The 24,552-nt window shown below is 59.3% G+C and carries 34 protein-coding genes; 21 read left to right on the top strand and 13 right to left on the bottom strand.

Translation table 11 applies throughout. The annotated features are described in order from the left end of the window. Nucleotides 1–154 precede the first annotated feature (154 nt). Nucleotides 155–853, top strand: a complete 699-nt coding sequence (locus tag WMP97_RS04775) for a hypothetical protein (RefSeq protein WP_023020542.1) — start codon at nucleotides 155–157, stop codon at nucleotides 851–853. Here the strand turns inward: WMP97_RS04775 and amaP are convergent. The 6 genes from amaP to WMP97_RS04745 are packed head-to-tail and all read right to left on the bottom strand — an operon-like array spanning nucleotide 842 to nucleotide 3,963. Beyond that, nucleotides 842–1,417, bottom strand: a complete 576-nt coding sequence (gene amaP, locus WMP97_RS04770; protein WP_023020543.1) for an alkaline shock response membrane anchor protein AmaP — start codon at nucleotides 1,415–1,417, stop codon at nucleotides 842–844. The genes WMP97_RS04775 and amaP overlap by 12 nt on opposite strands. Next, on the bottom strand, nucleotides 1,410–1,976 hold the full coding sequence (locus WMP97_RS04765; RefSeq protein WP_023020544.1) for a DUF6286 domain-containing protein: 567 nt from the start codon (nucleotides 1,974–1,976) through the stop codon (nucleotides 1,410–1,412). The genes amaP and WMP97_RS04765 overlap by 8 nt, the downstream gene beginning before the upstream one ends. Beyond that, on the bottom strand, nucleotides 1,969–2,934 hold the full coding sequence (locus WMP97_RS04760) for an Asp23/Gls24 family envelope stress response protein (protein ID WP_023020545.1): 966 nt from the start codon (nucleotides 2,932–2,934) through the stop codon (nucleotides 1,969–1,971). Before WMP97_RS04760 ends, WMP97_RS04765 begins: the two co-directional genes overlap by 8 nt. Continuing rightward, nucleotides 2,934–3,128: a DUF2273 domain-containing protein gene (locus tag WMP97_RS04755; protein WP_023020546.1), complete on the bottom strand. Its 195-nt coding sequence runs from the start codon at nucleotides 3,126–3,128 to the stop codon at nucleotides 2,934–2,936. Before WMP97_RS04755 ends, WMP97_RS04760 begins: the two co-directional genes overlap by 1 nt. Before the next feature lie 2 nt (nucleotides 3,129–3,130). Then, nucleotides 3,131–3,478: a hypothetical protein gene (locus WMP97_RS04750; protein WP_023020547.1), complete on the bottom strand. Its 348-nt coding sequence runs from the start codon at nucleotides 3,476–3,478 to the stop codon at nucleotides 3,131–3,133. A gap of 5 nt (nucleotides 3,479–3,483) precedes the next feature. Then, complete coding sequence (locus WMP97_RS04745; protein ID WP_023020548.1) at nucleotides 3,484–3,963, bottom strand: Asp23/Gls24 family envelope stress response protein; 480 nt, start codon at nucleotides 3,961–3,963, stop codon at nucleotides 3,484–3,486. Nucleotides 3,964–4,682: 719 nt separating this feature from the next. On the opposite strand from WMP97_RS04745, the gene rpsJ reads away from it, so the two are divergent. Genes rpsJ through rpsQ form a run of 11 tightly spaced genes read left to right on the top strand, consistent with a single transcriptional unit; the run spans nucleotide 4,683 to nucleotide 9,854 of the window. Beyond that, a complete protein-coding gene (gene rpsJ / locus WMP97_RS04740) occupies nucleotides 4,683–4,988 on the top strand; it encodes a 30S ribosomal protein S10 (protein ID WP_003848085.1) in 306 nt (101 codons plus the stop codon). A gap of 23 nt (nucleotides 4,989–5,011) precedes the next feature. Further along, a complete protein-coding gene (gene rplC / locus WMP97_RS04735) occupies nucleotides 5,012–5,668 on the top strand; it encodes a 50S ribosomal protein L3 (protein ID WP_023020549.1) in 657 nt (218 codons plus the stop codon). Further along, a complete protein-coding gene (rplD, locus tag WMP97_RS04730; RefSeq protein WP_005322847.1) occupies nucleotides 5,665–6,318 on the top strand; it encodes a 50S ribosomal protein L4 in 654 nt (217 codons plus the stop codon). Before rplC ends, rplD begins: the two co-directional genes overlap by 4 nt. Then, nucleotides 6,318–6,620, top strand: a complete 303-nt coding sequence (rplW, locus tag WMP97_RS04725) for a 50S ribosomal protein L23 (protein ID WP_023020550.1) — start codon at nucleotides 6,318–6,320, stop codon at nucleotides 6,618–6,620. The genes rplD and rplW overlap by 1 nt, the downstream gene beginning before the upstream one ends. A 35-nt stretch (nucleotides 6,621–6,655) precedes the next feature. Next, entirely contained in the window at nucleotides 6,656–7,492 is an 837-nt protein-coding gene (rplB, locus tag WMP97_RS04720) for a 50S ribosomal protein L2 (RefSeq protein WP_023020551.1), read from the top strand. 13 nt (nucleotides 7,493–7,505) lie between these two features. After that, the gene (rpsS, locus tag WMP97_RS04715) at nucleotides 7,506–7,784 is read left to right on the top strand and encodes a 30S ribosomal protein S19 (protein WP_005276936.1); all 279 of its coding nucleotides are present in this window, start codon (nucleotides 7,506–7,508) and stop codon (nucleotides 7,782–7,784) included. Between the two features lie 3 nt (nucleotides 7,785–7,787). Further along, nucleotides 7,788–8,150 (top strand): 50S ribosomal protein L22, encoded by a 363-nt coding sequence (gene rplV, locus WMP97_RS04710; protein WP_005276938.1) that lies wholly within the window; start codon nucleotides 7,788–7,790, stop codon nucleotides 8,148–8,150. Further along, the gene (rpsC, locus tag WMP97_RS04705; RefSeq protein WP_023027807.1) at nucleotides 8,150–8,893 is read left to right on the top strand and encodes a 30S ribosomal protein S3; all 744 of its coding nucleotides are present in this window, start codon (nucleotides 8,150–8,152) and stop codon (nucleotides 8,891–8,893) included. The genes rplV and rpsC overlap by 1 nt, the downstream gene beginning before the upstream one ends. Before the next feature lie 3 nt (nucleotides 8,894–8,896). Continuing rightward, nucleotides 8,897–9,313, top strand: coding sequence for a 50S ribosomal protein L16 (rplP, locus tag WMP97_RS04700; protein WP_023020553.1), 417 nt, complete (start codon nucleotides 8,897–8,899; stop codon nucleotides 9,311–9,313). Next, the gene (rpmC, locus tag WMP97_RS04695) at nucleotides 9,313–9,543 is read left to right on the top strand and encodes a 50S ribosomal protein L29 (protein ID WP_005322842.1); all 231 of its coding nucleotides are present in this window, start codon (nucleotides 9,313–9,315) and stop codon (nucleotides 9,541–9,543) included. The genes rplP and rpmC overlap by 1 nt, the downstream gene beginning before the upstream one ends. A gap of 2 nt (nucleotides 9,544–9,545) precedes the next feature. Further along, nucleotides 9,546–9,854 carry a 30S ribosomal protein S17 gene (gene rpsQ / locus WMP97_RS04690; protein WP_023020554.1) on the top strand — a complete coding sequence of 103 codons (309 nt, stop codon included), beginning with the start codon at nucleotides 9,546–9,548 and terminating at the stop codon, nucleotides 9,852–9,854. A gap of 72 nt (nucleotides 9,855–9,926) precedes the next feature. Here the strand turns inward: rpsQ and WMP97_RS04685 are convergent, their stop codons facing one another. Beyond that, nucleotides 9,927–10,748: a siderophore-interacting protein gene (locus tag WMP97_RS04685; RefSeq protein WP_316349432.1), complete on the bottom strand. Its 822-nt coding sequence runs from the start codon at nucleotides 10,746–10,748 to the stop codon at nucleotides 9,927–9,929. A 100-nt stretch (nucleotides 10,749–10,848) separates the two neighbouring features. On the opposite strand from WMP97_RS04685, the gene WMP97_RS04680 reads away from it, so the two are divergent. The 4 genes from WMP97_RS04680 to WMP97_RS04665 all read left to right on the top strand — a co-directional run bounded on the left by WMP97_RS04680 (nucleotide 10,849) and on the right by WMP97_RS04665 (nucleotide 14,847). Continuing rightward, a complete protein-coding gene (locus WMP97_RS04680; RefSeq protein ID WP_301732275.1) occupies nucleotides 10,849–11,796 on the top strand; it encodes an ABC transporter substrate-binding protein in 948 nt (315 codons plus the stop codon). Beyond that, nucleotides 11,797–12,879 (top strand): FecCD family ABC transporter permease, encoded by a 1,083-nt coding sequence (locus WMP97_RS04675; protein ID WP_023020557.1) that lies wholly within the window; start codon nucleotides 11,797–11,799, stop codon nucleotides 12,877–12,879. Nucleotides 12,880–12,884: 5 nt separating this feature from the next. Then, nucleotides 12,885–13,919, top strand: a complete 1,035-nt coding sequence (locus tag WMP97_RS04670; RefSeq protein ID WP_239204649.1) for a FecCD family ABC transporter permease — start codon at nucleotides 12,885–12,887, stop codon at nucleotides 13,917–13,919. Nucleotides 13,920–14,004: 85 nt separating this feature from the next. Then, complete coding sequence (locus WMP97_RS04665; protein WP_340439916.1) at nucleotides 14,005–14,847, top strand: ABC transporter ATP-binding protein; 843 nt, start codon at nucleotides 14,005–14,007, stop codon at nucleotides 14,845–14,847. A 36-nt stretch (nucleotides 14,848–14,883) separates the two neighbouring features. On the opposite strand, the gene WMP97_RS04660 is transcribed toward WMP97_RS04665, so the two are convergent. Further along, the gene (locus WMP97_RS04660; protein ID WP_340439915.1) at nucleotides 14,884–15,276 is read right to left on the bottom strand and encodes a multidrug transporter; all 393 of its coding nucleotides are present in this window, start codon (nucleotides 15,274–15,276) and stop codon (nucleotides 14,884–14,886) included. Beyond that, complete coding sequence (locus tag WMP97_RS04655) at nucleotides 15,273–16,157, bottom strand: carbohydrate kinase family protein (protein ID WP_023020561.1); 885 nt, start codon at nucleotides 16,155–16,157, stop codon at nucleotides 15,273–15,275. Before WMP97_RS04655 ends, WMP97_RS04660 begins: the two co-directional genes overlap by 4 nt. A gap of 20 nt (nucleotides 16,158–16,177) precedes the next feature. Between WMP97_RS04655 and WMP97_RS04650 the strand changes: the two genes are divergently transcribed. Both WMP97_RS04650 and WMP97_RS04645 read left to right on the top strand, forming a co-directional pair. Next, entirely contained in the window at nucleotides 16,178–17,386 is a 1,209-nt protein-coding gene (locus WMP97_RS04650) for a glycoside hydrolase family 32 protein (protein WP_023020562.1), read from the top strand. Between the two features lie 133 nt (nucleotides 17,387–17,519). After that, entirely contained in the window at nucleotides 17,520–19,568 is a 2,049-nt protein-coding gene (locus WMP97_RS04645) for a sucrose-specific PTS transporter subunit IIBC (protein WP_340439914.1), read from the top strand. Nucleotides 19,569–19,786: 218 nt separating this feature from the next. On the opposite strand, the gene WMP97_RS04640 is transcribed toward WMP97_RS04645, so the two are convergent. Next, the gene (locus tag WMP97_RS04640; RefSeq protein WP_023020564.1) at nucleotides 19,787–20,704 is read right to left on the bottom strand and encodes a hypothetical protein; all 918 of its coding nucleotides are present in this window, start codon (nucleotides 20,702–20,704) and stop codon (nucleotides 19,787–19,789) included. Nucleotides 20,705–21,233: 529 nt separating this feature from the next. On the opposite strand from WMP97_RS04640, the gene rplN reads away from it, so the two are divergent. From rplN to rplE, 3 genes are read left to right on the top strand one after another with little or no spacing between them, the layout of a single operon-like run. After that, the gene (rplN, locus tag WMP97_RS04635) at nucleotides 21,234–21,602 is read left to right on the top strand and encodes a 50S ribosomal protein L14 (RefSeq protein ID WP_005322812.1); all 369 of its coding nucleotides are present in this window, start codon (nucleotides 21,234–21,236) and stop codon (nucleotides 21,600–21,602) included. A 4-nt stretch (nucleotides 21,603–21,606) separates the two neighbouring features. Beyond that, entirely contained in the window at nucleotides 21,607–21,921 is a 315-nt protein-coding gene (gene rplX / locus WMP97_RS04630; protein WP_023027809.1) for a 50S ribosomal protein L24, read from the top strand. A gap of 2 nt (nucleotides 21,922–21,923) precedes the next feature. Then, nucleotides 21,924–22,475 carry a 50S ribosomal protein L5 gene (gene rplE / locus WMP97_RS04625; protein WP_023020566.1) on the top strand — a complete coding sequence of 184 codons (552 nt, stop codon included), beginning with the start codon at nucleotides 21,924–21,926 and terminating at the stop codon, nucleotides 22,473–22,475. A gap of 58 nt (nucleotides 22,476–22,533) precedes the next feature. Here rplE and WMP97_RS04620 read toward each other — a convergent pair whose 3' ends face one another. From WMP97_RS04620 to WMP97_RS04610, 3 genes are all read right to left on the bottom strand, one after another. Beyond that, complete coding sequence (locus WMP97_RS04620; protein ID WP_023020567.1) at nucleotides 22,534–23,112, bottom strand: hypothetical protein; 579 nt, start codon at nucleotides 23,110–23,112, stop codon at nucleotides 22,534–22,536. Nucleotides 23,113–23,220: 108 nt separating this feature from the next. Next, nucleotides 23,221–24,363, bottom strand: coding sequence for a hypothetical protein (locus WMP97_RS04615; protein WP_340439913.1), 1,143 nt, complete (start codon nucleotides 24,361–24,363; stop codon nucleotides 23,221–23,223). Continuing rightward, nucleotides 24,360–24,542: a hypothetical protein gene (locus WMP97_RS04610; RefSeq protein ID WP_198010455.1), complete on the bottom strand. Its 183-nt coding sequence runs from the start codon at nucleotides 24,540–24,542 to the stop codon at nucleotides 24,360–24,362. Before WMP97_RS04610 ends, WMP97_RS04615 begins: the two co-directional genes overlap by 4 nt. Between the last annotated feature and the right edge of the window lie 10 nt (nucleotides 24,543–24,552).

The raw sequence follows: 24,552 nt of genomic DNA, 5'->3' as shown, positions 1-24,552 counted from the left end.
TGCAATAAAGCGCCGATGAACAGGGGATATGGCGTTCGCGATTGTTGAACACTTATAGTATTTATTTAATTGAATGAAATTAACTCGGGGGTGAATATCTTCGCCCGCGCCCCGACCGCTTGCCTGTCGCCGGCGCTGGGTAGTCTTGGCGGATATGGATGACCCCACCCGCATCGATCCCACTCTTGAGTCCCTCCGTCGCGCCTGGGAAGGCCAACCCGACCTCAGCCTCGCCACCTTCTTTGCCATGCTGGCTAATCGGGGCATCGGTTGGGGTGCGAGCGATGCGGAGCTGGTAGCGGAGTTGCAGCGACAAGCGGCCGTGCATCCACCGCTTCTGCCCTTGGATAACGGACGCATTGCGGAAGGGGAGTGGCTGGTGCTTGCCGACGCCCCCACTAACCGCATTACCGCCACCCCCACCCACGTCATCGTGCGCCGTCCACAAGCTCAACCCGTGGTATGGGCATATGATTCCATTCGCCCAACCGGGCCCGGCCGGCCTTTTACCATTCGTGATACAGAAGGCTTCGAGCACCGCTTTGGCGTGGTTACCAGCCTCATGCGGTTGAGCACTACGTGCCCAGACCTCAAGGGCCTGAAGCGACAGGAGTTAGGCGATTTCGTCTTTGTTCTTCGCTTCTCCGGGGCCATTGGCGTTCTTGACCATGGGTTACACCTATTTGCCAAGGAAAATCGCCGCGTTACTCGCCAGGATTATTCTTGGCAGCGAATAGAAAAATGCCGCCCCGGAGAGGAACTGGAAGTGATCCTCGGGGGCGGCGAATCGGCCCGTTTGGGGGCCATTGAAGAGGTCCTAGTGGCAGAGACCCCGAACCCGCTATTCGGATAGGTCCTTCAGAGGCCCAACCTTGCTGAATTGCAGTTTATAAATGGTGTCCAAATCCGCGTCCGGGAAAGCCGCGCGGAAATCGCGTTCATTGGTCTCCACGGCGCCAGTAAGGCGCTCCACCGGGGTATCCGGATTGGCCGTGACCGTGTACTGCAGGGTAGGGCGGGCACGGTCATAAGCCACGAGCCGCTCCACGTGCTCGACGCCCTTAATTCCATCCAGATCCTGGGCCACAGCACCGGCAATAGCGTTCATCGACGTCGTGATAGATCCCTTGTCATTAGACGATGCAGACTCCACGTTATTAAAGCGACGGTGGCGCAGGTTAGCTACCACGAGCCACAGGCCTACGATAAGCAGTAGTGCGGAACCACCGGCCAGCGCCCAGACCCACCAGTCATTGTCCGCCAACGTCTTCCACGCATCGTGGTCCACCCACAGGGCTAAGTACTTGGCAAACTCCACATTGAAGTGGATAAGGATGGGCCACACGCCCAAAGCGATGAGGATTATTCCCAGCAGGCCGAGCAGGATACGGTCAAAAGTAGCAAGTTTTCTAGACATTGTTATCCAACTCCGGAATCTTTTCTACAGCTACGGTGACCTGTGGCGGATTCTTTAAGTGCGCCAGGCACTGCGTAACCGCGGTCTCTACTCGGCCCTGCAGCTCGGCATCGTCGGTATCACCATTGACGGTGACCTTAGCGGTCTTTTTATCCGCTGAGGTCTGTGCGGAGGCAACGCCCGGCACGCGGCGAGCAGTCGCCGAAGATAGGCGAGCGATATCTACCGGCCGCATCCACATGGACGCGGTATCGGAAGCCAGCTGCAGGTGCGTTGTGCGGCGCGTCTTTAGCGTTGCAAATAGGAAGATAAGGCCGACGATGATGGATGCGACACCGGCCCAAATCATCCAGGTCTGCAGCTGTTCAGTGGCGATGAGGTTAAGTACTGGCTGTACCCACGATTGGGCATCGGAACCAGAACCTACAAGCCACGTCTCGCGCACGCCGACGATGCCCGCGGCGATCAGAAGCAGCCCTAGAATCACAGCCCACGATCGCGCCGCTGGAGACGCCTTCGGCTGCTGCCCAAAGTGTTCAGGCATGTGCTGTTCAGCCATGGTTGCCTCCTTGTGGGCGGTAGGGGTTTATGGAAATGGCGCGCAACGGCTCCGGCCGTGGCACATCCACGTGCAGTGGGCGAGGGTTGGCCGGGGTGACCTCAATACGTTTGAGTGCTTGTGGTCGAGGGGCTTGTACCTTTCGCGCAGGAACGGACTTAGGGGTCTGCACGCGGCGCGGTGTCCACTCGTGGCGGATCTCGATATCACGCAGCGGCTGCGGCCGAGGAGCTGATACCTGTACTTTTCGCGACAGCGGGCGAACCTGTCCGCTGGGGACCAGCTTGGCTGGGCGCGGTGCCGCCACGCTGTGAACGTGTACCGGCTTAGGCTCTTTGAGAGGCCGCAGCGCATGTTCACCTGGGGAAGAGATTTCGCGCAGGTGGTGGTCAGGGAGATCAGCAGAGACACTGCGTACCTCAGCCTCGCGCGGAGTGTTTACGGACCGCACCGCGATGTCGGAGTCCGGGGCAGTGACGCTGCGCACCGGTGTTTTCTGCGGTGTGGCAATGCTGCGTACGTTGACCGACTCGGCAGTGACCGGCTGCCAGACCGGCGAGGGCGTGATGTGCGGCGCGACGGCAGCAGCAACCTGGCGCTGCTCCACTTCTGCCGCTGTTACCCGATTGCCCGGAACGGAACCGCCAACGGTGACATTAACGCGTGTAGTGGAATAACCGGTATGTGCCGCGATGGCTTCTGAAATGGCGGCGCGGGTATGCTCCGCCACCGTAGTAACCGGCGAGGGCCACACTACGCCGATAGTGGCGTTGACGGCCGCTACCTCGCGCTCCGAGTCCATTTGGACCGAGACCCGTGGAAAACCGCGGCCGCCGATGCCCGCTAGCTTGGCCTCTATGGCCTTGGTGCCGGGGACGCTAGCGATCGCGGCGGTAACGATGCGTTCCATGGTCCGCAGCGAGATACGCGTGTGGCCCTGAGTGGAACTATCTGTCATTAACCTTGGCCTTTCTCCTTACCGATGAGGCCATTCCACACCGAGGTGAGATCGATACGGCCATCAAAGTGTGCTCCCACGATTCCGCCAATGGCAGCAAGGAGTACGGCGAGCAGGGTCGGACCCCAACCTAGGTGCAAAAAGAAGGCAAGAATAAGGCCGGAAATGATGCCCAAAGTGGTGTAATTTTTCATATCTATTCCTTCGATGGAGCAGCGGATAAGCCATCCACGGCGTCAGAAAACTCAACGTCAATGCGCTGCAGTTCGGGACATGCCCCTCGTGCGGCGGACCGGATGTCTTCTGCCAAGGCATAAAGGTCCGGCGCCGCGCTGATATCGACGCGGATGTTGATCTGCAGGTGGCGATCGTCGCGCGGATTGGGTCGCCGCATACCGACGATGCGCTCGCCTGGGAGGTACAAACTCACCGAACTGAACGAACCGCCGTCGAGTGCAGCGACGCCGCGGACCTTCGTGACGGCCTGTGCAATAGCGTGGGCGTGGCTTACCTCGAGCTCGAAATGTGCTCGGGGCTCAGGCATTGGGCTTAGGCCTGACCCTGGTTCAAAGCAGCCTGGTCTTCAGACTCGGACTCATCTTTCGGCAGCTTGACATCGTGAACAACAACGTTGACGCGCTCGACACTCAGGCCAGTCATGCGCTCTACAGCATTCATGATGTTGCGGCGGATAGCCTCAGCGAGCTCGTGGATGGCCACGCCGTACTCAGCCGTAATTGCAATCTCGATGCGGGCGGAGCCTTCTGCTACCTCTACGTCTACGCCCTGGCGGACGTCCTCGGAAGCACCGAAAGACTCGCGAATATTGCCGATCATGCGGGCGCCGCCGCCACCCAGGGAATCCACGCCGGAAACCTCGCGGGCTGCGATGCCGGCAATCTTGGAGACCACGACATCATCGATGGTGGTGGTGCCGTACTGGGTTTCCAGGTTGTTATTGACCTCGCGCTCCTCGGAAGCGGGAACCTGGTTGTCAGAGTTTTGTGCAGGGGTCTTGTTTTCAGACATGGGCGAGTGAGCCTTTCTTTATTGGGTAATGCATGAACGCGATATTCAACTATCTAGGCAGGACAAAGAGTCCACAGCCATTGCCTCCGAGTTTAGATACTTCTCAGCCGAGTGTGGGGTGCGAGGCAACAAAATTTTCCAAAACGTGATTTTTGGCACGGTTTAATACGCGGCTTGAAAAACCGCAGCCCAACATGCTTAAATACAAAGGTTGCTTTAACAGGGCAGCGAGAACCGAGATGTGGTGCGAGCGACGGACGTCGTCAAGCGCAGTCTCGGGGAGACGCTGAGCTGGTAAAGCGAACATGACACCTTCGTTGTCGCCATGTTTCAGGGGAACTTGAAACATTGACTGGAAGGTCATCCGATCGGGCTAGGTCCGCGTTAGAGCAGTGACACCCCGAGAAGATGGACCGGAGAAGGGGCATGGCAAATAAACAGCGGCAGTAGACGAATTGGACACTCTCCACGTGTAATGCGTGAAAACCGTCCTCTTCACAATACTTTGACCACGGGTCTTGTACCCCGTCGAGAGCACTGCGTTCTGGCGCTTGCCATGTACCGCAACTCTTGGTCGTCATGACAGTCAGACCACTGGCGTTGTGTCAGGCCCCCAAGCCCGGACAACGTTATAGAGAAATCGAGAAGCAATTTCCCACCGCTTCACGCCCCGGAAACGCCGGGAATGTGAAAGTGGGGAAGCGAGGAAGAGGATAAGCGTGGCGGGACAAAAAATCCGCATTCGGCTGAAGGCCTATGACCACGAGGCTATCGACGCTTCTGCAAAGAAGATCGTCGAGACCGTTACCCGTACCGGTGCTCGTGTAGTCGGCCCAGTGCCGCTCCCAACCGAGAAGAACGTATACGCAGTTATTCGTTCTCCGCACAAGTACAAGGACTCTCGCGAGCACTTCGAGATGCGCACTCACAAGCGCCTGATCGACATTCTCGACCCAACCCCGAAGACCGTTGATGCTCTTATGCGCATCGATCTTCCGGCAAGCGTCGACGTGAACATCCAGTAAGCGACTTTGGTGGAGAACAAATAATGAGTGAAAACGAGATCAAGGGCATTCTGGGCAAGAAGCTCGGCATGACCCAGGTCTTCGACGAGGACAACCGCGTTGTACCGGTTACCGTCGTCGAGGCAGGGCCATGCGTTGTCACCCAGATTCGCACCCCCGAAACCGATGGCTACAGCGCCATCCAGATCGCCTTTGGCGAAATCGACCCACGCAAGGCAAATAAGCCGGTTGGTGGTCACTTCAAGAAGGCTGGCGTAACCCCACGCCGTCACGTTGCGGAAATCCGCATGGACGACACCTCTGCTTATGAGGTTGGCCAAGAGGTCAAGGTTGACATCTTCGAGGGCATCACCTTCGTTGACGTCACCGGCAAGACCAAGGGCCACGGCTACGCTGGTGCCATGAAGCGCCACGGCTTCGCAGGCCAGGGCGCAGCTCACGGTAACCAGGCCGCTCACCGCCGCGTTGGTGGCATCGGCGGCGCTGCTACCCCGGGCCGCGTCTTCAAGGGCAAGCGCATGGCTGGCCGTATGGGCCAGGACCGCGTGACCACCCAGAACCTGAAGATTCAGAAAATCGATGCCGAGTCCAACCTGCTGCTCATCAAGGGTGCTATCCCTGGTGCGCGCGGCGGCCTCGTCACCGTTAAGACCGCAGTGAAGGGCGGTGCACACGCATGAGCAACCTCAAGCTAGACGTCCACACTTCCGAGGGTAAGACCAACGGCTCTGTAGACCTGCCTGCTGAAATCTTTGACACCGAGGCATCCATTGCTCTGATGCACCAGGTTGTTAACGCTCAGCTTGCTGCTGCACGCCAGGGCACCCACGCAACCAAGACCCGCGGCGATGTCCGCGGTGGTGGTCGCAAGCCTTTCCGTCAGAAGGGCACCGGCCGTGCACGCCAGGGCTCAATCCGCGCACCGCATTACACCGGTGGCGGCACCGTCCATGGCCCACAGCCGCGCGACTACGCACAGCGCACCCCTAAGAAGATGATCAAGGCTGCTCTCTTCGGTGCACTGTCTGACCGTGCTCGCAACGAGCGCATCCACGTCATCGAAGAGCTCGTACCGGGCCAGAAGCCGTCCACCAAGTCGGCTAAGGCCTTCCTCGAGTCCCTGACCGAGCGCAAGAACGTGCTCCTGGTCATCGGCCGCGAGGACATCAACGCTCGTCGTAGCGCTAATAACCTGCCTAACGTTCAGATCCTGGACGCTGGCCAGCTCAACACCTACGACGTTCTCTACTCCGATGACGTTGTGTTCTCCGTTGAGGCGCTACACACCTTCATCAACCGCGCAACCGGCGCGGATAAGGAGGAGAACTAATGGCTAAGATTTCTAACCCACGCGATATCATCATCGCCCCGGTTGTATCCGAGAAGTCCTACGGTCTGATGGAGCAGAACGTGTACACGTTCTACGTCTCCACGGACTCCAATAAGTCCCAGATTAAAGATGCCGTAGAGCAGATCTTTGACGTCAAGGTCGACTCCGTGAACACCGTGAACCGTGCAGGCAAGCGTAAGCGCACCCGCACCGGTTACGGCCAGCGTAAGTCCACCAAGCGTGCATATGTGACGCTCCGTGAAGGCAGCGACTCCATCGACGTCTTCGGCGGCGGCGCTTAAGCGTCACCGGAGAGCCGAAAGGAAAAGGAAGAATTATGGCTATTCGTAAGTACAAGCCGACAACTCCGGGTCGCCGCGCATCCTCCGTTTCTGAGTTTGACGAGATCACTCGTTCTACTCCGGAGAAGTCCCTGCTGCGCCCGCTGAGCAAGACTGGTGGCCGTAACAACTACGGCCGCATCACCACCCGCCATATCGGCGGTGGCCACAAGCGCCGTTACCGTCTGATCGACTTCCGTCGTAACGACAAGGACGGCATCCCGGCAAAGGTCGCTCACATCGAGTACGACCCGAACCGCACCGCAAACATTGCACTGCTTCACTACGTTGATGGCGAAAAGCGCTACATCATCGCCCCTAAGGGTCTGAAGCAGGGCACCATCGTAGAGTCCGGCCCGAATGCAGATATCAAGGTTGGCAACAACCTGCCTCTGCGTAATATCCCGACCGGTTCTACCATCCACGCTGTTGAGCTCAAGCCGGGTGCTGGCGCTAAGCTGGCTCGCTCCGCTGGTGCTTCCATTCAGCTGCTGGGTAAGGAAGGCAAGTACGCAGTTCTGCGTATGCCGTCTTCCGAAATCCGCCGTGTGGATATCCGCTGCCGCGCCACCGTTGGTGAGGTTGGCAATGCCGAGCAGATGAACATCCGCTGGGGCAAGGCCGGCCGTATGCGTTGGAAGGGCGTTCGCCCGACCGTCCGCGGTGTCGTAATGAACCCGGTTGACCACCCACACGGTGGTGGTGAGGGTAAGACCTCGGGTGGTCGCCACCCTGTGTCCCCATGGGGCCACAAGGAGGGTCGCACCCGCAACCCGAACCGTTACTCCAACAACATGATCGTGCGCCGTCGTCGCCCGAACAAGAAGCGCTAAGAGGAGGTAAACAATGCCACGCAGCCTTAAGAAGGGCCCGTTCGTCGATGAGCACCTCCTCAACAAGGTGGATGCTCAGAACGATGCAGGCACCAAGCAGGTCATCAAGACCTGGTCTCGCCGCTCGACCATTCTCCCCGATTTCATCGGTCACACCTTCGCCGTCCACGACGGCCGCAAGCACGTGCCGGTTTTCATCGAGGACTCCATGGTCGGCCACAAGCTGGGCGAGTTTGCACCAACCAAGACCTTTAAGGGTCACGTCAAGGATGACAAGAAGGGACGTCGATAAGCGATGAGTGAGACCATCACCTCCGCATCCGCCACGGCCCGCTACGTCCGCGTCACCCCGATGAAGGCACGTCGCGTGCTCGATCTGGTCCGCGGCAAGTCCGTAAGCGAAGCCCTGGCTATCCTGAAGTACGCACCGCAGGGTGCTTCCAAGCCAGTTGCTAAGGTCGTTGCTTCTGCAGCCGCTAACGCTGAGAACAACTTCGGCCTCGACCCACGTACCCTGGTCATCTCCGAGGCTTATGCCAACGAGGGTCCGACCATGCGTCGTTTCCAGCCGCGTGCACAGGGTCGTGCATTCATGATTCGTAAGCGCACCAGCCACATCACCGTGGTGGTCGAAAGCCAGCAGGAAGGGGCCAAGTAATGGGCCAGAAGATCCATCCTCACGGCCTACGTTTGGGCATCACTTCCGACTGGAAGACCCACTGGTTCGCCGATAAGGACTACGCGAACTACGTAGCCGAAGACATCAAGATTCGTAACTACCTCAACAAGGGCCTCGAGCGCGCCGGCATTGCCGACGTCGTTATCGAGCGCACCCGCGACCGCGTCCGCGTCGACATTCACACCGCCCGCCCGGGCATCGTGATTGGCCGCCGCGGTGCTGAGGCTGACCGTATCCGCCGCGAGCTGGAAAAGCTCACCGGCAAGATGGTTGCCCTCAACATCCTCGAGGTCAAGCAGGTAGACGCAAACGCAACCCTGGTTGCTCACTCCATCGCGGAGCAGCTGGTTAACCGCGTCGCATTCCGTCGTGCAATGCGCAAGGCTATCCAGTCCGCTATGCGCCAGCCACAGGTCAAGGGCATCAAGATTCTGCTGTCCGGCCGCCTGGGTGGTGCTGAAATGTCCCGCGTTGAGCGCTACCACGAGGGTCGCGTTCCGCTGCACACTCTTCGCGCCGAAATCGATTACGGCACCGCAGAGGCCCACACCACCTTCGGCCGCATTGGCATCAAGGTGTGGATCTATAAGGGTGACGTCGTCGGTGGCGTACGCGAGTCCGAACTGAACGCTCCGGCACAGGGCCGTGGCCGTGACCGCAATGGTCGCTCCCGCCGCGGTGGCCAGCGCCGCCAGCGTGCACAGCAGAAGCAGGAGGGCTAATCCATGCTGATTCCTAAGCGTGTTAAGTACCGCCGTCAGCACCGCCCGAACCGTCGCGGCGTGTCCAAGGGCGGTAACCGCATCAACTTCGGCGATTACGCTATCCAGGCTCTCGAGCCGGCGTACATCACCAACCGTCAGATTGAGGCCGCACGTATTGCCATCAACCGCCACGTCAAGCGTGGTGGCAAGGTGTGGATCAACATCTTCCCGGACCGTCCGTTGACCCAGAAGCCGCTCGGCGTTCGTATGGGTTCCGGTAAGGGCCCGGTTGAGAAGTGGGTGGCTAACGTTAAGCCGGGCCGCGTACTTTTCGAGATGAGCTATCCGAACGATGCCGTTGCAATTGAGGCTCTGCGCCGCGCTGGCCAGAAGCTTCCTTGCAAGGTCCGTATCATCAAGAAGGAGGACCAGTTCTAATGGCAACCGGTACCCCCGCCCACGAGTTCCGTGAGCTCGACAATGCTGAGCTGCAGTCCCGCCTGAAGGATGCGAAGGAAGAACTGTTCAACCTTCGCTTCCAGAAGGCCACCGGCCAGCTGACCAACAACCGCCGCATCGGCACGGTTAAGCGCGACATTGCCCGCATCTACACCGTTCTGCGCGAGCGCGAGCTGGGCCTGTCCGTTGCTCCGGGAGCTGAGGCTTAATCATGAGTGAGGCTAACGTGACTGATTCCAAGAAGGCACCTACTCCGAAGAAGGAGAAGGTCAAGGGCGCTCCTAAGGTTCGCACCGGCTATGTAGTATCCGACAAGATGAACAAGACCATCGTTGTCGAGCTGGAAGACCGCAAGCAGCACGCCCTGTACGGCAAGATCATGCGTTCTAACAAGAAGGTTAAGGCGCACGACGAGGAAGAAACCGCAGGCATCGGCGATCTCGTACGCATCGCTGAGACCCGCCCGCTGTCCAAGGACAAGCACTTCCGTCTCGTTGAGATCATCGAGAAGGCTAAGTAAAAACTAGCCAGCGCAGCCCCTGCTCCGAATCTAATGGTTCGGGGTAGGGGCCTTCGCCGTTTTCGGGCTTAGCTACGGTCGGGCCCTTCCATAAAACCAGTAGGGAACCCACGTGACGTCGGTGGTATCCAGGCCCCACTCATTCACCGCGAGGCCTCGTACGCTCTTTGCTAGCTCCCCCTCGCCGGAAGCCCACACGTACCCTGGCCCCGGCGCACGGGCATAGTCCGCTCTTAGAGCGGCTACGACAGCATCCGCCTCCTGACGCGGTTGGGTATGAATGATGCGCAGGCTGCGGACGCTCGTCTCCCACCGAGTTGCAAGGCCCGGCTCTACCTCGTCCTCGCTGGTTACCACGGCCATAACGTCGGTGGCTCGAAGCATCGCCGGGTTATGGTTTTCTTGGTAGGCCAAGATGTGCCGCAGGGCGGGCAGGGCGGATGCATCGGCGACTAGAAGTTGTGCCGACTCGGTTGGTCGCCACAAGTCGTTGCACGTAAAGAATCCCGCCGTATCGCCGGCTCGTGCGCGGCGAATCCACCGCGAGCCAGGTCCGGAATCGCCGTGGGTGACCACGTCGACATCGACTGTGGCCTCTTCTGAATGGAGCGCGCGGATGGTATACCAGCGCAGGTCCGGCCGCCTCTCCTCGCAAATCGCGCTTACCGCCGAGCGGAGGTTTATGCCGTCGACGGGGAAGGGCCTAAATTCCTGTCCGGCTTGTGGCATGACGAGTCCAAAGAATTCATCGGGTCCGGAGAGGATGTATGTCCGGAATGCCTCGGCATAAAACGTCAGGCGGTGCAGGCGCGGCCGGATCCGTTTATTAGCGGTCAGAATAACGGGGATGAGTTCGTGTTGACGCATCGTGGCGGATTGTGGGGAAGAGTTCATGCGTCTAATATACTCATAATAAACTAAGGCTTGCCTAAATTACTCTTTGCGGTATAGGCTAAGCAAAGTTATTTTCCTCCTTCTTGAAAGGGCTAGCCTGGTGAAGATTTTCGGCCGTCGTAGTTTGGGTGCAGTAGCAGTGCTTTCTGCCGGAGCCGTAGCCTTAGGAGGCTGCTCCCGCGGTGAAGGCGATGAAACGGCTAAGGCTACTGACGCTTCCAGCGAGCAGCGGGTGGCTAGCCTGGGCCTGGGTGACGCCGATACGCTGCTTGCCCTGGGGATCACTCCCGTGGCGGTGGCACCGTGGGGTGCTGAGGGCGATGGCGATCCCTCCGGCGTCGGCCCCTGGGCAGAGAAGCTTTTGGGCGATGCAAAGCCTGAGGTGATTTATAACACCGCAACCGGATTCACCGCGGATACCTTTGAGCAGATCACCGCGGCAGATCCCACCCAGATCATTGCGGTGAACCAGGCCGTGGATGCGCATACGAAGGAATCCCTGGAAGACATCGCGCCTACCACCGTCAAGCCAGATGGCTATGAAGACTGGCAGGTGCCCTGGGAAAAGCAGGTAGAAACCATTGCAGACGCGGTGGGTAAGGAAGACGAAGGCGATAAGCTTATCGATGACACCGAAAAGGCCTTCGAGGAATTCCGCCGCGAGCACACGGAATTGCAGGATAAATCTGCGGCCATCGTCATGCCTTATGACGGCAAAATCGGCCTCTACACCGAGGAGGACGGGCGCGGACAATTCATCGAGGATCTTGGCATGGAGATCCCCGATGCCTTGCAGGGCGATGGCAGCAGCTTCTTCGTTGACATTGCCCCAGAAAATTACGCAAAACTTAACCAGGTTGATTACCTCTTTGTCCTGGACTACAACGGTTCCTCCGAAGCCTTGAAGAAGGATAAGACCTTCCAAGGCCTCGACGTTGTCAAGGATGGTCGCGTGCGCTACCTGGATACGGATACCGGTAATGCCATGAGTATGCCGAACCCGGTGACCATCCCCTGGGCAGTAGATAAGTTTGAAGAGAAGCTGTAATTGTCAGCAACCACGAAAGTCGGCCAAAAAATCCAGACGGATAACACCGCAGATAGTCCTACCGCCACCGGCGCCGCCGCACCGGTAATGACGCGGGCACAGAGTCACAAGCTGCTCCTTGTTGCCCTCATCCTCGCCAGTCTGGTGTTGGCGGTGGCGTCCTTGACGCTAGGATCCCGCTCGATTCCGCCCGGGGAGGTCATCGCCGCCCTGCACGGAGCAGGGGAGCAGGATATCCACGATATCGTGTGGAACCTGCGCATGCCGCGCACCTTCCTGGCTTATTTCGCCGGCGCGGCCCTTGCTGTGGCCGGTGTACTGGCGCAATCGTGGACCAGAAACCCGCTGGCGGATCCAGGGTTTATTGGCGTTACCGCGGGTGCGTCATTCTTTGTTGCCATAGGCACGGCCATCGGCATTGCTACCTCCACCGGTATGCGGACTACCCTCGCGCTCGCTGGCGCGGGTATTACCACGCTGCTGGTCTTAGCCGTATCGCGGCGGTTTCAGGATCCTCTGACGCTCGTTCTGGTAGGTGCCGGCGTCTCCGCCGCCTTGGGATCGGGCGCGATGATCATCGGCCTTTATTCCACGGACGTCCTCGATAGCATGCGGCGGTGGACCATCGGATCCACCTTTGGCCGCGGCCCAGAAGACGTCGCGATCGCGGGCATAGGGCTTGTTATCGGCCTAGCGTGCGCGGCGATGGCAGCCAGACCCCTCGACCTTTTGGCTATGGGGGAGGAGTCCTCCCTCGCCTTGGGCGGGTCCCCCACCACCGCGCGGGTGGGCGCGGCGCTCAGCGTCGTGGTGCTGGCCGGCAGTGCAACGGCGGCAACGGGGCCCATTGCCTTCGTCGGCTTTGCCATTCCTCACATCGTGCGGCGGGTGGTGGGCCCTAGCGTTGCTACCATGCTTTTGCCCTCCGCGCTTTTAGGCGGTTGTGCCGTGCTTGCCGCCGATATCATCGGCCGCCTCATTGTGGGTAACTCGGAGCTGGAGATGTCCATCGTCCTCGCGGTAGTGGGCGCACCCTTCCTCATTTGGGGTGCCCACCGAGGAATGGGCAGAACGTGGGGGTAAAACGCATGACCACGATCAGCACAATTTTAACAGCGCAGCAACGCCGTCGGCACGCGCGCGTGCTCGCTTCCACGTTGGCATTTATCCTTATCGCCCTTATCGCGTACTTAGTATTGTTGGGGCAAGGTTCCGTGGAACTGAGCCCACGGCAAGTCATCGATGTCCTCACCGGCGGCGGCAGCGAGAGCCACATCAGGGTGGTGTGGGACTTGCGCCTGCCGGTTGCTATCGCCACCGTCATCGTGGGCACCGCCCTCGGTCTGGCCGGTTCTTGGACGCAAACCATGGCCCGCAACCCGCTCGCCTCGCCGGATATTTTAGGCGTTACCGGCGGGGCATCGGTGCTGGTGGTCCTGGGCACCGTGCATTCGCGCCCCAGTTTCGCTGAGGGCATCCCGGAGTTTTGGTGGCGGGCATGCTTGGCGACGATCGGCGCCCTCCTCGTTGTCCTCCTCCTCGCCACCCTTGGTGGCATCGGTACGAGCAACCGCATCGTCATCGTCGGTATTGCCTTATCGCTGCTGTTTCAGGCCATCGTGGCGTATTTGATGCGCAGCGCCCAGGTCCTGCGCGCTGCGGAGGCGCAAACGTGGCTTGCGGGATCGACTGGATTTGTGCGCATGGAGGTCATCCTCCCCCTGTTGGCGGCATTAGCGCCGTTTCTCGCTATAGGCATCTGGTGCGCGCGGGAATTGCCGTTGCTTGCCCATGATGATTCCTCCGCAACCACCCTGGGCGTGAATATCTCCCGCCAGCGCTCTCTTCTGCTTATCGCGGCAACCGGTATCAGCGCCGTGGTGGTCTCGGTGGTGGGACCCATTGGGTTTATCGCGCTGCTAGCGCCGCACCTGGCGCGGATGGTGGCGCGCACCCCCACGCCATCGCCGCTGGCATCGGCAGCCGCGGGCGCGGCGTTGCTTACCGTGTGCGCCGTCATCGCTGGCGCTATCCCGGTAAACGCGCCGGTGGGTGCGGTTTCCTCGGTCATCGGCGGCTGCGCCTTGGTGATAGTGGTGTGGAATGCGGCCGGGCGCAGCTAAACGTTGCGCCGCGGCACAGCGGGGGAAACGGACAAACACAGCGCCGGATGGTGCTAGATAGTCGTACGTGGATGAAGGAAAAGATATGACGAATAATCGGCCTAATCAGCCTAAACAGCCCACGAGCGCGAAGCCTCGGTGCAGTCTCCACGCCACCGGCATTCATGCGGGATATAAGGATGGCGAGGACATCCTTGCCGGCGTCGATCTGCACGCCCGTGCCGGCGAAGTCACCACGCTCATTGGGCCCAATGGCTGTGGCAAGTCCACGCTGCTGAAAACTCTCTCGAAAATCCTGGCCCCGCGGCAGGGCAGCGTCATGGTCGGGGAAGCTGACCTACATGCGCTGTCCGCGAAGGATGCCGCGCAGCAGGTGGCGCTGCTGCCGCAGCACCCCGTGGCCCCCGATGGGCTACGGGTAGGCGAGTTGGTCGCGCGCGGGCGTCATCCCTATCAGGGGAGGATGCGCGGCCTTTCCGCTACGGATCTGGAGACTATCGCGCAGGCCTGCGAGGCTACCGACATTGTGGACTTCCTCGATCGTGATATCGCTTCGCTATCGGGTGGGCAGCGCCAACGCGTCTGGCTGGCGTTGGCACTGGCACAAGATACGCCTGTGCTGCTTCTCGACGAACCCACGACCTTTCTCGACCCCGCCCATGCCATGCGCATGCTGGAGTTGGCTCGCGCACAGGCGCAGGTGGGAAAAACAGTGGTTGTAGTCCTGCACGATCTCATGCTGGCCGGCCACTATTCTGATTCCATGGTGGTGATGAAAGCCGGCAAAATTATCGCTCGCGGGGCGCCGAAACAAGCGCTATCCCCGAAGGTATTGGAGCAGGCCTATGGCATCGAGGCTGAAGCCTGGGAGGATCCGCTCGGCGATGCTCCCATCATTGTTCCCCGCCGCGTCGTAGCGGCGCATTAGTGGAAACCTGCCAATTGTGGCTGTTGCCCAGTCGCTCTAGTTGACCTTTCTTTGTATATCTAGAAAGGAAATTGCCACTACAAAAAGATTGAGCACGCTTCCCGCGCCGAGCAAAAAGGTACCGATTCGATAGGAACCTGTGCCCACGGCCGCCATATTGCCGTAGATATAGACCCAGATGCCCCAGCCGATGAGCAGAACGAGGCCGGCAAGACCAGAGAGCAGGCGGAGGCTACGAGGGGAGGTAGGGGCGAAGAATTTATAGGCGGCGTCGACAAGCACGCAAGCCGCTAGCCCCAGACTCAGCCCGCCGGTCAACCAAACAGGAAGTAGAGCGGAGGTGCCAAAGACTACGGGCAGGATAAACGCGAGAAACGCGAGGATAAAGAGCGCGGAGTGCAGCCACAGGGTGCGCTTGGTGTAGGTCATAGCGCTGACTCTACTTCCTCACGCCGTGGTGGGTTAGCACCTTTGCGTGAAACGGTGATCCCTGCGGCGGCCGCGGCGAAGGACAGGATTTCCTTCCACTCCGCAGCTCCTAGTTCAGACAAAGCGGTGGCGTCGAGCCCGCGCTCATCAATCTGGGTCAACAATGCGGCCATGATGGTATCGCCGGCGCCAATGGTGTCGGCGACGGTGACCTTTGCGGCCGGCACCTGTAGTGCGGTGTCACCGGCCTGAACGCTAAGGCCCTCCCCGCCGCGGGTAATTACGACGACGGGGACTTGGGAAATGAGGTCGGTGCCGAGGAATTCCACCTCCTCGTCGGAAAGCTTGAGCACAGTGACGTGGGGGAGCAGGTCCGCTAGGAATTCTCGGTGCTCCTGGGTGGCGTAGAACGGGCGGATATTCGGATCGAGGGCGACCAAGGTACCTTGTGCGGCAAAATCCTTCAATAGTTGCGCATAGCGGGAGGCGCCAGGTTCAAGGGCAAGGGAGACCGTGCCAAAGCACGCGATATCGGCCGGAACCAAGTGTGGCTCAACCAAGCGGTCGGCGGTGCCCTCGATATAGAAGTTATAGGAAGCGGAGCCGTCCTCATGGATGGTCGTGACGGCTAGCGTGGTGGGCTCATCGCCACGCTGCAGGTGGGTGGTGGTCACGCCTTCTGACTTAAGGCGGCCAACGAGTTCCTGGCCAAAACCATCGGTAGAAAGGCGGGACTGGAACTCTACGTCCGCCCCCAGTCTCGCGGCTGCGATGGCCACGTTAAATGGCCCGCCGCCCAGCGCCGGGGTGTGGTCGTTCAAGCTGCCAGGGGCTACTGGAACGAGGTCCACGAGCCCTTCACCGCACACATGAATAGTCATATTTTCATAGTATCGGTGATATGAACTACCGGCCCAATTTTCACCTTGCCCCACCACAAGGCCGCCTCAATGATCCCAATGGTGTCTTTGTAGACGGTGATACCTTGCATGTTTACTACCAGCATGACCCTGCCTTCCCGCGCCAGCCCAAGCGCACCGGCTGGGGCCATGCGACCACACGTGTTTCCGCGCCCACGCCATGGCAACACCACCCGGATGCCTTATACCCGGATCTGCCCTATGACAAGGATGGATGCTATTCGGGCGGCGCGGTGGTCGATGGCACCGATGTCTGGCTGTTTTATACAGGCAACCTGAAACAAGACGGCCGCCGCATTCCCTCGCAGAACCGCGTGCGCGCCCTCGACCCTTCGGGCCCTGAAGGCGGCATCTATCTCCGCGATGAGAATAACCCCCTCATCCCGGACTCCCCGGAGGGTTATACGGGCCACTTCCGTGACCCACAGATCACCCGCGACGGTGACGGTTGGCGGATGGTCATCGGCGCCCAAACCGAAGATGAACGCGGCACCATTGTTCTCTACCGCTCCCAGGACTTAGCGCAGTGGGACTTTCAGGGCGAGATTGTTTTGGATGATCCTTCCCAGCTGCCGGGCGGATATATGTGGGAGTGTCCTAATCTCCTCACGCTAGGGGACAAGCAGGTACTCATCTTTTGCCCGCAAGCAGAAACGGACCGCTGCGGCTATGTCGTGGGCACGCTCGAAGGGTTGGATTTTCACATTGAGCGCGGCTTTACACTCTTGGATCACGGCACCCAGTTTTATGCGCCGCAGGCTACCGAGGACGGCATCCTGCTGGGGTGGATGGGCATGCCCGCCCAGGATGACACTCCGACGCAAGGCTGGGTGCACACCTTGACCCTGCCACGCCGCATCTGGCTTGAGGGTGACTACTTGCACCAAGAGCCGCTGTGGTCTGCCTTGCCGGAGACCCACGGGCGCGAAGGCTTTGGCTCCACCATCGATATCAAGGGCGAAGGTTCCTTTGCTCTTATCGACGCCGCCGGGGATGAAGCTTTCCGTGTCACCCAACGCGACGGGACCATTTCCTTTAATGGCGGAGAACCCATCGACTGCCCGGATGGTGAGATGCGCTTGATTGCGGATGGCTGCGCCGTTGAGGTCTATGCCGGGGGTGGTCGGATTGCTGCTTCGTTCGCGGTGTTTGGCGAGTCACCGTGGCAGGGGTGGGAACCGCGCGGGTAGGTGTACCTATCACCGGTGAAGTTGCCAACACTCCGCCCGAATGTGTGGACTTAGACCCGAATTCCAGCTGTAATGGACATAAGTAGTCACGTCCGGTATCAGGATGTGATTCATTACACTGAAGGGCTCTTCTATGGACCACAAGGAAGTAGCCGCCCGCACGCTTAAGGCGCTCGGCGGCGAAAACAACATCATCGCACTCGCGCACTGCGCCACGCGCCTGCGCATGGTGCTGCAAGATTCGGACAAGGTGGATACCGCCGCGCTGGATAATGACCCCGATCTCAAGGGCACCTTTGAGGCTGGCGGTATGTTCCAGGTCATCGTCGGCCCTGGTGACGTCAATATCGTCTTCCAGGAAATGACCAACCTGATTTCCAAGGACGTGGCCGTATCCACCGACCGTCTAAAAAACATCGCTGCTGAATCCGGCAACTGGTTTAGCCGGGCCGTCAAAGTCTTGGCGGATATCTTCGTGCCGCTCATCCCCATCCTATTGGGCGGCGGTTTGCTCATGGCTCTCAATAACGTCTTGACGGCCGAAGGCCTGTTTGGCGATAAATCCGTCATCGAGATGTTCCCGGCGTGGGAAGGCTTTGCTGGGCTAGTTAATTTGCTCGCCGCCGCGCCGTTCGCCTTCCTGCCCATCCTCGTCGGCTTTACCGCGACGAAGCGCTTTGGTGGCAACGAGTTCCTTGGCGCCGGTATGGCTATGGCGATGGTCATGCCGGATTTGGTCAGCGGTTACAACGTGGCTGAAGCGATTGAAAGCGGCGAGATGTCCTATTGGAATATCTTTGGCTTCGACGTCGCCCAGGCCGGCTACCAAGGTTCCATCCTTCCTATCTTGGTGATTTCGTGGATCCTCGCCACCTTGGAGAAATTCCTGCACAAGCACCTCAAGGGCACGGTGGACTTCATGCTTACCCCGCTGCTCACGCTGCTCATTACCGGTTTCTTAACCTTTATGGGCTTGGGGCCCATCCTGCGCACGGCCGGCGACTGGCTTGGCATGGGACTAGCTAACCTCTATGACTTTGCCGGTCCAGTGGCCGGTTTCCTCTTCGGCCTTGTCTATTCGCCGATTGTGATTACCGGCTTGCATCAATCTTTCCCGCCGATTGAGACGATGTTGTGGAACGAGGGCGGTTCCTTTATCTTCCCGATTGCCTCCATGGCCAATATCGCCCAAGGTGGTGTCGCGCTCGCCGTATACTTCCTGGCCCGCTCCGAAAAGCTCAAGGGGCTGGCCGGTGCCTCCGGCATTTCCGCCCTGTTCGGTATTACTGAGCCCGCTATCTTCGGCGTAAACCTTCGCTTGCGCTGGCCGTTCTATATCGGCATGGCGGCGTCCGCCGTTTCCTCTGCCTTCATCGCCATCTTTGGCGTGCTTGCCGATGCCCTCGGCGCCGCCGGCTTCATCGGTTTCGTCTCCGTCCCCCGCTTCGTGCCGACCTTCCTCCTGTGTGGTGTCATCTCCTTCGTGATTGCCTTTGTGGGCGCGTACCTCTACGGCCGCGTGCTCATTCGGAAGAATGGCTCCATCGACCCGGACGAGGTCAATCCTCCCGCAGCCGAGGCACAGGCTGCCGCTGCCACCCCAGCTGCGGTAGCTGCCGACGATGCCTGCACCATCTTCTCCCCACTGGAGGGCACCGCCGTGCCACTGTCTCAGGTCAGCGATCCTATGTTTGCCGGTGGCAAGCTGGGCCAAGGTGTGGCAATCGAGCCCACCGTGGGCAAGCTGGTTGCGCCTGCCGACGGCAAAATCACCGTTACTTTCCCCTCCCACCATGCCTATGCCATTCGTGCCAAGGACTCAGTGGTGGGCAATATCGATATCCTCATGCATATCGGATTCGATACGGTAAACCTCAAGGGTGAGCACTTCACCTCCCACGTCACCAAGGGCGATGAGGTCAAGCGGGGCGATATCCTCGCCGAATTCGATATCGACGCTATCAAGGCCGCCGGCCTTCCCGTGACCACTCCGGTGGTTGTCTCGAATTCGAAGAAGACCGGCCCGGTCATCCCTACCGAGGCCTTCCGCCCCGGCGAACTTATTGGCTCCGGTACCGATATCTTCACCGTGGATCCCAAGCTCGAGCCAGCATCCACACCAACCACTGGCCATGCAGCTACACCTGCATCCACTGAGGAGCCTTCCAGTACAACCAGCTAGCTCTAAAGAACAAAGGCCGAACTGAGAGATACTTCTTCCCAGTTCGGCCTTTAGTGTATTAGAAACAACTGTGCTCCCATGGCCAAAAGCTCATTTGGAGCCCAAGCGAATTGCGATGCACCAGGGAGTCCACAGCAAAAAGCTGCGCCGGCCGGACCGAAGCCCGACCGACGCAGCAAGTCTCAATTCAGTTTCCTATCTAGTAGGGAGGCTCTTGCTTAAGCGAAGAACTTGCGGCGTGCGGTGAAAGCGCCAGCAGCAACCATTGCAGCTACGGCCAGAGCAGCCAGAGCCTGTGCAACGGAGTTGGAGCCGGTCTCAGCGGACATGTCACGTGCGGAGTCTGCAGATTCGCCAGTTGCCGGGGCAGATAGTGCGGAAGGAACCTCAGCCAGGGCAGCGTCGCCCTTAGCGAGCTGACCGACCTGGGCGATAACTTCGTCCTTGTTAGCGTTCAGCATCTGCTCGGAAGCAGCCTTTTCCTCAGCGGTCGGTTCCTGGTTCTTGCGTGCCTCGTCCTTGACGTAGGTCTTGCCGTCCTGGGAAAGGTACCAGGTGATGCCACCGATGATCAGTGCAGCTGGCAGTGCCAACCAAGCCAGCTTATTCTTGTCGAATTCAGGCTTCGAATCCTCAGACAGGAACGCCTCAGCGTAAGAATTGCGCATCTCGTCGGTGATCTCTTCATTCACCAGAGCTGGGTCGTTGACGTAAACCTTCGGATCCTTCAGGCTCTGGTACCACTCGTTGCCCTCGGCGTCCTTCTTCGTAGCTGGAGCAGGGATACCTTCTTTGTTGGAGCTCTCGGAGTCAGTACCCTCGGCGTCGGCTGCGCCTTCAGTGTCAGTCTCGTTTCCAGGGGTCTCAGGATCAGCGCTTTCACCATCCTTTGACTGCTGACGCTCCCAGATGGCGCGAGCTTGATCCTCAGTGAGGGTAGGTACGGTGTCCTCGCCGGCTGGGTTCTCAAAGCGGTTGCGTGGTGCGTAGCTGCCGTCGGGCTGCTTGTCGTAGGTAATGCCATTGGTCTCGATGGAAGCCGGTAGTGGCATCTGAGCCTGGGCAATAGCTGCGCCGCCAAAGGCGAGTGCGCCGGTCAGTACAGCAGCAGTCAGGGTCTGTGGCAAACGCTTCATGTGTTTCTCCTTCGGGAAATATGGGAAAGAGCAAAGAAACGTCTTTCGCGGGCAAATACCAGTAGTCACAGAATTTGCAGTTGTTGCATGAAAATCAGAAGTTAACTGTAATTCTCATGCGTTACAGCAGTGAAAGATCAAACCATTAGAATGGCTGCGCGATGGACTTTGCACTGAGCGTTGTTAAAGTGTGGTTCATATGTGCAGATTGTGGCGATGATTTTGGAGCCTATGCGTGTCGTAGTATTCGAAATAAGAGGCCGAGGGGTAAGCGGGTGTACTGACGGAAATATATGTGGAGGTAGGGGGCGTCGGTAATCACTAAGCGGCGTTTTGGTATGGGCGCTGGCGTGTGGTTGAATGTATAGGTTGCAAAAGCTGGTCGGCCCGTAGTGGTGCGTTTCCGAACCGCCGGTCCGAGACCCTTCGGCACAGTCCGTTGTCAAGGCTTGAGCATCGCAAGTTTGTAGACCGCGTGCGGCAAGGACGGAAATCTTACCGCACATCAATCCAGGTCAGGAGACCCATAGTGATTCAGCAAGAATCGCGTCTGCGCGTCGCCGACAACTCTGGTGCACGTGAACTGCTGTGCATCCGCGTTCTCGGCGGCTCTGTCCGACGCTCCGCTGGCATCGGCGACGTCATCGTCGCGACTGTCAAGGACGCTGTCCCAGGTGGCAACGTCAAGGAAGGCGACGTAGTTAAGGCAGTTATCGTCCGTGCGAAGAAGGAAACCCGTCGTCCAGACGGCTCCTACATTCGCTTTGACGAGAACGCTGCAGTTGTTCTCAAGGGCGATAGCGAGCCTCGTGGTACCCGTATCTTCGGACCGGTTGCTCGCGAACTTCGTGACAAGCGTTTCATGAAGATCGTTTCTCTCGCACCGGAGGTGATCTAGTCTTATGAAGATCCATAAGGGAGATATGGTGATCGTCATTTCGGGCCCAGATAAGGGCGCGAAGGGCAAGGTCATCGAGGCATACCCAAAGCGTGACAAGGTCCTCGTAGAGGGCGTTAACCGCATCAAGAAGCACGTCGCAAACTCTGCTGCCGAGCGTGGCGCCGAGTCCGGCGGAATCGTTACCCAGGAAGCACCGATCCACGTGTCCAACGTTGCGATCGTTGACTCCGAAGGCAACCCGACCCGCGTGGGCTACCGTTTCGACGAGAACGGCAAGAAGGTCCGTATCGCGCGTAGCAACGGGAAGGACATCTAAAAATGAGCGAGAACTACACCCCGCGTCTGAAGACTCGCTACCGCGAGGAAATCCGCAAGACCCTGAATGACGAGTTCAAGTACGACAACGTCATGCAGATCCCTGGTGTCACCAAGGTTGTCGTCAACATGGGTGTTGGCGAAGCCGCACGTGACTCCAAGGTCATCAACGGCGCACTCGAGGATCTGACCGCTATTACCGGTCAGAAGCCGCAGCTGCGTCGCGCTAAGAAGTCCATCGCGAACTTCAAGCTTCGTGAGGGCATGCCCATTGGCGCACGCGTTACCCTGCGCGGCGACCGCATGTGGGAGTTCCTAGACCGCCTGCTGACCATCGCGCTGCCACGTATTCGTGACTTCCGCGGTCTGTCTGATCAGCAGTTCGACGGCCACGGCAACTACACCTTCGGCCTGTCCGAGCAGTCCATGTTCTACGAGATCGACATCGACAAGATCGACCGCCCTCGTGGTATGGACATCACCGTCGTTACCACCGCTACTAACGACGACGAGGGCCGCAAGCTCCTGCGCGAGCTCGGCTTCCCGTTCAAGTAAATAGCGCTTGAGGCATTCCCCCGGCACTCCGAAAGGAGGCCGGGGGAATTTTTTGGTTTTAGTGCCGTCGGTGAAGCCACGCAGCCGCGCCTACAAGGAAGATAGTGGCGCACACGATGGCAATGATGGGAGACATACTTTGGCCGAGGGAATTGCCCAACGGCGTGGTTTCGCCCAAGCACCAGGGAAAAAGGAGCGCCAGCAACGACAGGGGGAGCGCAATTCCCGCAGATGCCTTCGAGTCCAGTGCGCTACGCAGCGTTAATGCGACGCCAACCGCAGCGAGACAGAAAAGGATCGTGGATGCTGAATGAATAGGTACTACCCCAATGAATAATCCGAATCCGAACACAGCGGTCCACGCTGCGGTAGCTGCACCCAACAAGGCAGTTTTCTCCTTGCGTAGCGAACGGGCCGTGCTCGTGGCCTCGTATTTCTCATCCCATGAACTATTCAGCAACGCCAGTATGGAGCCTGCGACGAGCAGTGGCAGCAGATTGAAAACGAATACGGGACGGTTCAGTGGCGCTCCGAAGAGCTGTGGAACGGCCAAGTTATCCAGGAACTGCGCTACCACGCCAAGGCTGAGGATTAAAAAGAACTCCGGCCAACGGCGAAGTCTCAGGTAGGGACTCATTGTGCAACCCCCAGCGGTGGTAGCTCGGAGCTGCACGTCTGCATGGTGTGAATAAAGGGAGCCAGAGCCACGGCTTGCTCTGCGGGCGAACGGTGAGAAAGCTCGTTTTCAATCCAGGCGCGCGCAGGAGTAGTTGAACTTTGTGCGCTGAGGGTAGTAAACCTGTCGTCCTCCGCTCTGAACGCATACGTGGCCCAGTCCGAAAGTACCTGGTGTGCGTTGCGAGAGGCAGAAGTTTCTTCGCAGGGGGCGCTGAGCGCGCAGCGCCGCAGCTTGAGCCTCATAAACCCGCGTGTACAGGGCCGCTGGGCTGGCCACTGTGTGGGACAACTCCGTGCCGTGATCGGAGCCGGGTTGACCGTATGTGCCGGTGAGGGGAGGAAGGCCGGCGTCGACAAGCATCTGCGTGAATTCCTGCCAGTGCGCGTCTGCGGCTACGACGAGTTCGTGATCTTCTGGCCAACTGCAGTATCGCTGTTTGTTCGCATCCCGGGTGCAGCTTGCCGACGCCTCCGTGGTGTCCCGTGCCCGCGTACCTTGGGGCCCCACTGCGGCGGAGCCAACAGCGGCGATGGTGATGATGGCGAGGAGAGTCAGCGCGGTGTAACGCGGGGCAGGGTGGTGGCGTGTCAGTGCGGCAAGGACACAGGCGCTTAAGGCCGCTACCATGACGGCAGAAATTGCGACCGAAGCCACCCGTCGCTGCCGTGCTATCAGCTCGTACCCATTGCCGGGGAAGAAAAGAAAGCGTAGGGAAGCCGGCGTGGAATCCGCACACGCCGATACCACGCACAAAGCTAGCGTGAGCAGTGCTGCGAGTAACGCGGCGAGAAGCCGGCGCCGGACAAAGACACCCAAACCCGCACCGAGAACCGCACACAACACAACCCACACAAGGCTGCTAATGATGACGAGGAACCATGGCGAGCTGCCCACGGGTGCGGTATAGACAAACCCTGCCAGGATCATGAAGTCGATAAGAATGCTGGCCAGTCCCCATGCCAGCGCCAGGCCGACGAGAAGTACTGCTGTGCGGGCGCGCGAGGTGGATGTGGAGCGTAGAAACGTGGCGTCCTGGCTTCCTGCGTCCCATGCAGCAATACTTTCGAGAAGTACGCCCGTAGCCGCGGCGACAACCGCGCAGATTGCGGTGGCCTCTGGCCAGGAACCGGCGACGTTACTGCCCCGCGCAGAGGCAAAACTCAGCAGTGCGGTGAAGAGTACAACAGGAATGAAGCGAACGTGTCTCACAAAGCAGCCCCTCCCCGTGCCCCGTCGGTAGCTTGTTCGGTGACGGCGCAGAATCCTTGTTCTACGGAGCCGTACCTTTCGATGAAATCTGCAACAGAAGAATCGACTGCGATGCACCTACGATGAAGAATGAGCGTGCGATCGGCGGAGTCCATATCAGCCGCGACGTGCGTAGACATGAGGACAGTG

The sequence above is a fragment of the Corynebacterium sp. KPL4072 genome (assembly GCF_037908395.1).
Lineage (GTDB): Bacteria > Actinomycetota > Actinomycetes > Mycobacteriales > Mycobacteriaceae > Corynebacterium > Corynebacterium kefirresidentii.
This window is presented reverse-complemented; position numbering and strand designations above follow the sequence as displayed.

Coding starts and splice junctions, on each gene's coding strand:
- WMP97_RS04775 (WP_023020542.1), top strand. CDS start 155: ATGGATGACCCCACCCGCATCGATCCCACTCTTGAGTCCCTCCGTCGC.
- amaP (WP_023020543.1), bottom strand. CDS start 1,417: ATGTCTAGAAAACTTGCTACTTTTGACCGTATCCTGCTCGGCCTGCTG.
- WMP97_RS04765 (WP_023020544.1), bottom strand. CDS start 1,976: ATGGCTGAACAGCACATGCCTGAACACTTTGGGCAGCAGCCGAAGGCG.
- WMP97_RS04760 (WP_023020545.1), bottom strand. CDS start 2,934: ATGACAGATAGTTCCACTCAGGGCCACACGCGTATCTCGCTGCGGACC.
- WMP97_RS04755 (WP_023020546.1), bottom strand. CDS start 3,128: ATGAAAAATTACACCACTTTGGGCATCATTTCCGGCCTTATTCTTGCC.
- WMP97_RS04750 (WP_023020547.1), bottom strand. CDS start 3,478: ATGCCTGAGCCCCGAGCACATTTCGAGCTCGAGGTAAGCCACGCCCAC.
- WMP97_RS04745 (WP_023020548.1), bottom strand. CDS start 3,963: ATGTCTGAAAACAAGACCCCTGCACAAAACTCTGACAACCAGGTTCCC.
- rplC (WP_023020549.1), top strand. CDS start 5,012: ATGAGTGAAAACGAGATCAAGGGCATTCTGGGCAAGAAGCTCGGCATG.
- rplD (WP_005322847.1), top strand. CDS start 5,665: ATGAGCAACCTCAAGCTAGACGTCCACACTTCCGAGGGTAAGACCAAC.
- rplW (WP_023020550.1), top strand. CDS start 6,318: ATGGCTAAGATTTCTAACCCACGCGATATCATCATCGCCCCGGTTGTA.
- rplB (WP_023020551.1), top strand. CDS start 6,656: ATGGCTATTCGTAAGTACAAGCCGACAACTCCGGGTCGCCGCGCATCC.
- rpsS (WP_005276936.1), top strand. CDS start 7,506: ATGCCACGCAGCCTTAAGAAGGGCCCGTTCGTCGATGAGCACCTCCTC.
- rplV (WP_005276938.1), top strand. CDS start 7,788: ATGAGTGAGACCATCACCTCCGCATCCGCCACGGCCCGCTACGTCCGC.
- rpsC (WP_023027807.1), top strand. CDS start 8,150: ATGGGCCAGAAGATCCATCCTCACGGCCTACGTTTGGGCATCACTTCC.
- rplP (WP_023020553.1), top strand. CDS start 8,897: ATGCTGATTCCTAAGCGTGTTAAGTACCGCCGTCAGCACCGCCCGAAC.
- rpmC (WP_005322842.1), top strand. CDS start 9,313: ATGGCAACCGGTACCCCCGCCCACGAGTTCCGTGAGCTCGACAATGCT.
- rpsQ (WP_023020554.1), top strand. CDS start 9,546: ATGAGTGAGGCTAACGTGACTGATTCCAAGAAGGCACCTACTCCGAAG.
- WMP97_RS04685 (WP_316349432.1), bottom strand. CDS start 10,748: ATGAACTCTTCCCCACAATCCGCCACGATGCGTCAACACGAACTCATC.
- WMP97_RS04670 (WP_239204649.1), top strand. CDS start 12,885: ATGACCACGATCAGCACAATTTTAACAGCGCAGCAACGCCGTCGGCAC.
- WMP97_RS04665 (WP_340439916.1), top strand. CDS start 14,005: ATGACGAATAATCGGCCTAATCAGCCTAAACAGCCCACGAGCGCGAAG.
- WMP97_RS04660 (WP_340439915.1), bottom strand. CDS start 15,276: ATGACCTACACCAAGCGCACCCTGTGGCTGCACTCCGCGCTCTTTATC.
- WMP97_RS04655 (WP_023020561.1), bottom strand. CDS start 16,157: ATGACTATTCATGTGTGCGGTGAAGGGCTCGTGGACCTCGTTCCAGTA.
- WMP97_RS04650 (WP_023020562.1), top strand. CDS start 16,178: ATGAACTACCGGCCCAATTTTCACCTTGCCCCACCACAAGGCCGCCTC.
- WMP97_RS04645 (WP_340439914.1), top strand. CDS start 17,520: ATGGACCACAAGGAAGTAGCCGCCCGCACGCTTAAGGCGCTCGGCGGC.
- WMP97_RS04640 (WP_023020564.1), bottom strand. CDS start 20,704: ATGAAGCGTTTGCCACAGACCCTGACTGCTGCTGTACTGACCGGCGCA.
- rplX (WP_023027809.1), top strand. CDS start 21,607: ATGAAGATCCATAAGGGAGATATGGTGATCGTCATTTCGGGCCCAGAT.
- rplE (WP_023020566.1), top strand. CDS start 21,924: ATGAGCGAGAACTACACCCCGCGTCTGAAGACTCGCTACCGCGAGGAA.
- WMP97_RS04620 (WP_023020567.1), bottom strand. CDS start 23,112: ATGAGTCCCTACCTGAGACTTCGCCGTTGGCCGGAGTTCTTTTTAATC.
- WMP97_RS04610 (WP_198010455.1), bottom strand. CDS start 24,542: ATGTCTACGCACGTCGCGGCTGATATGGACTCCGCCGATCGCACGCTC.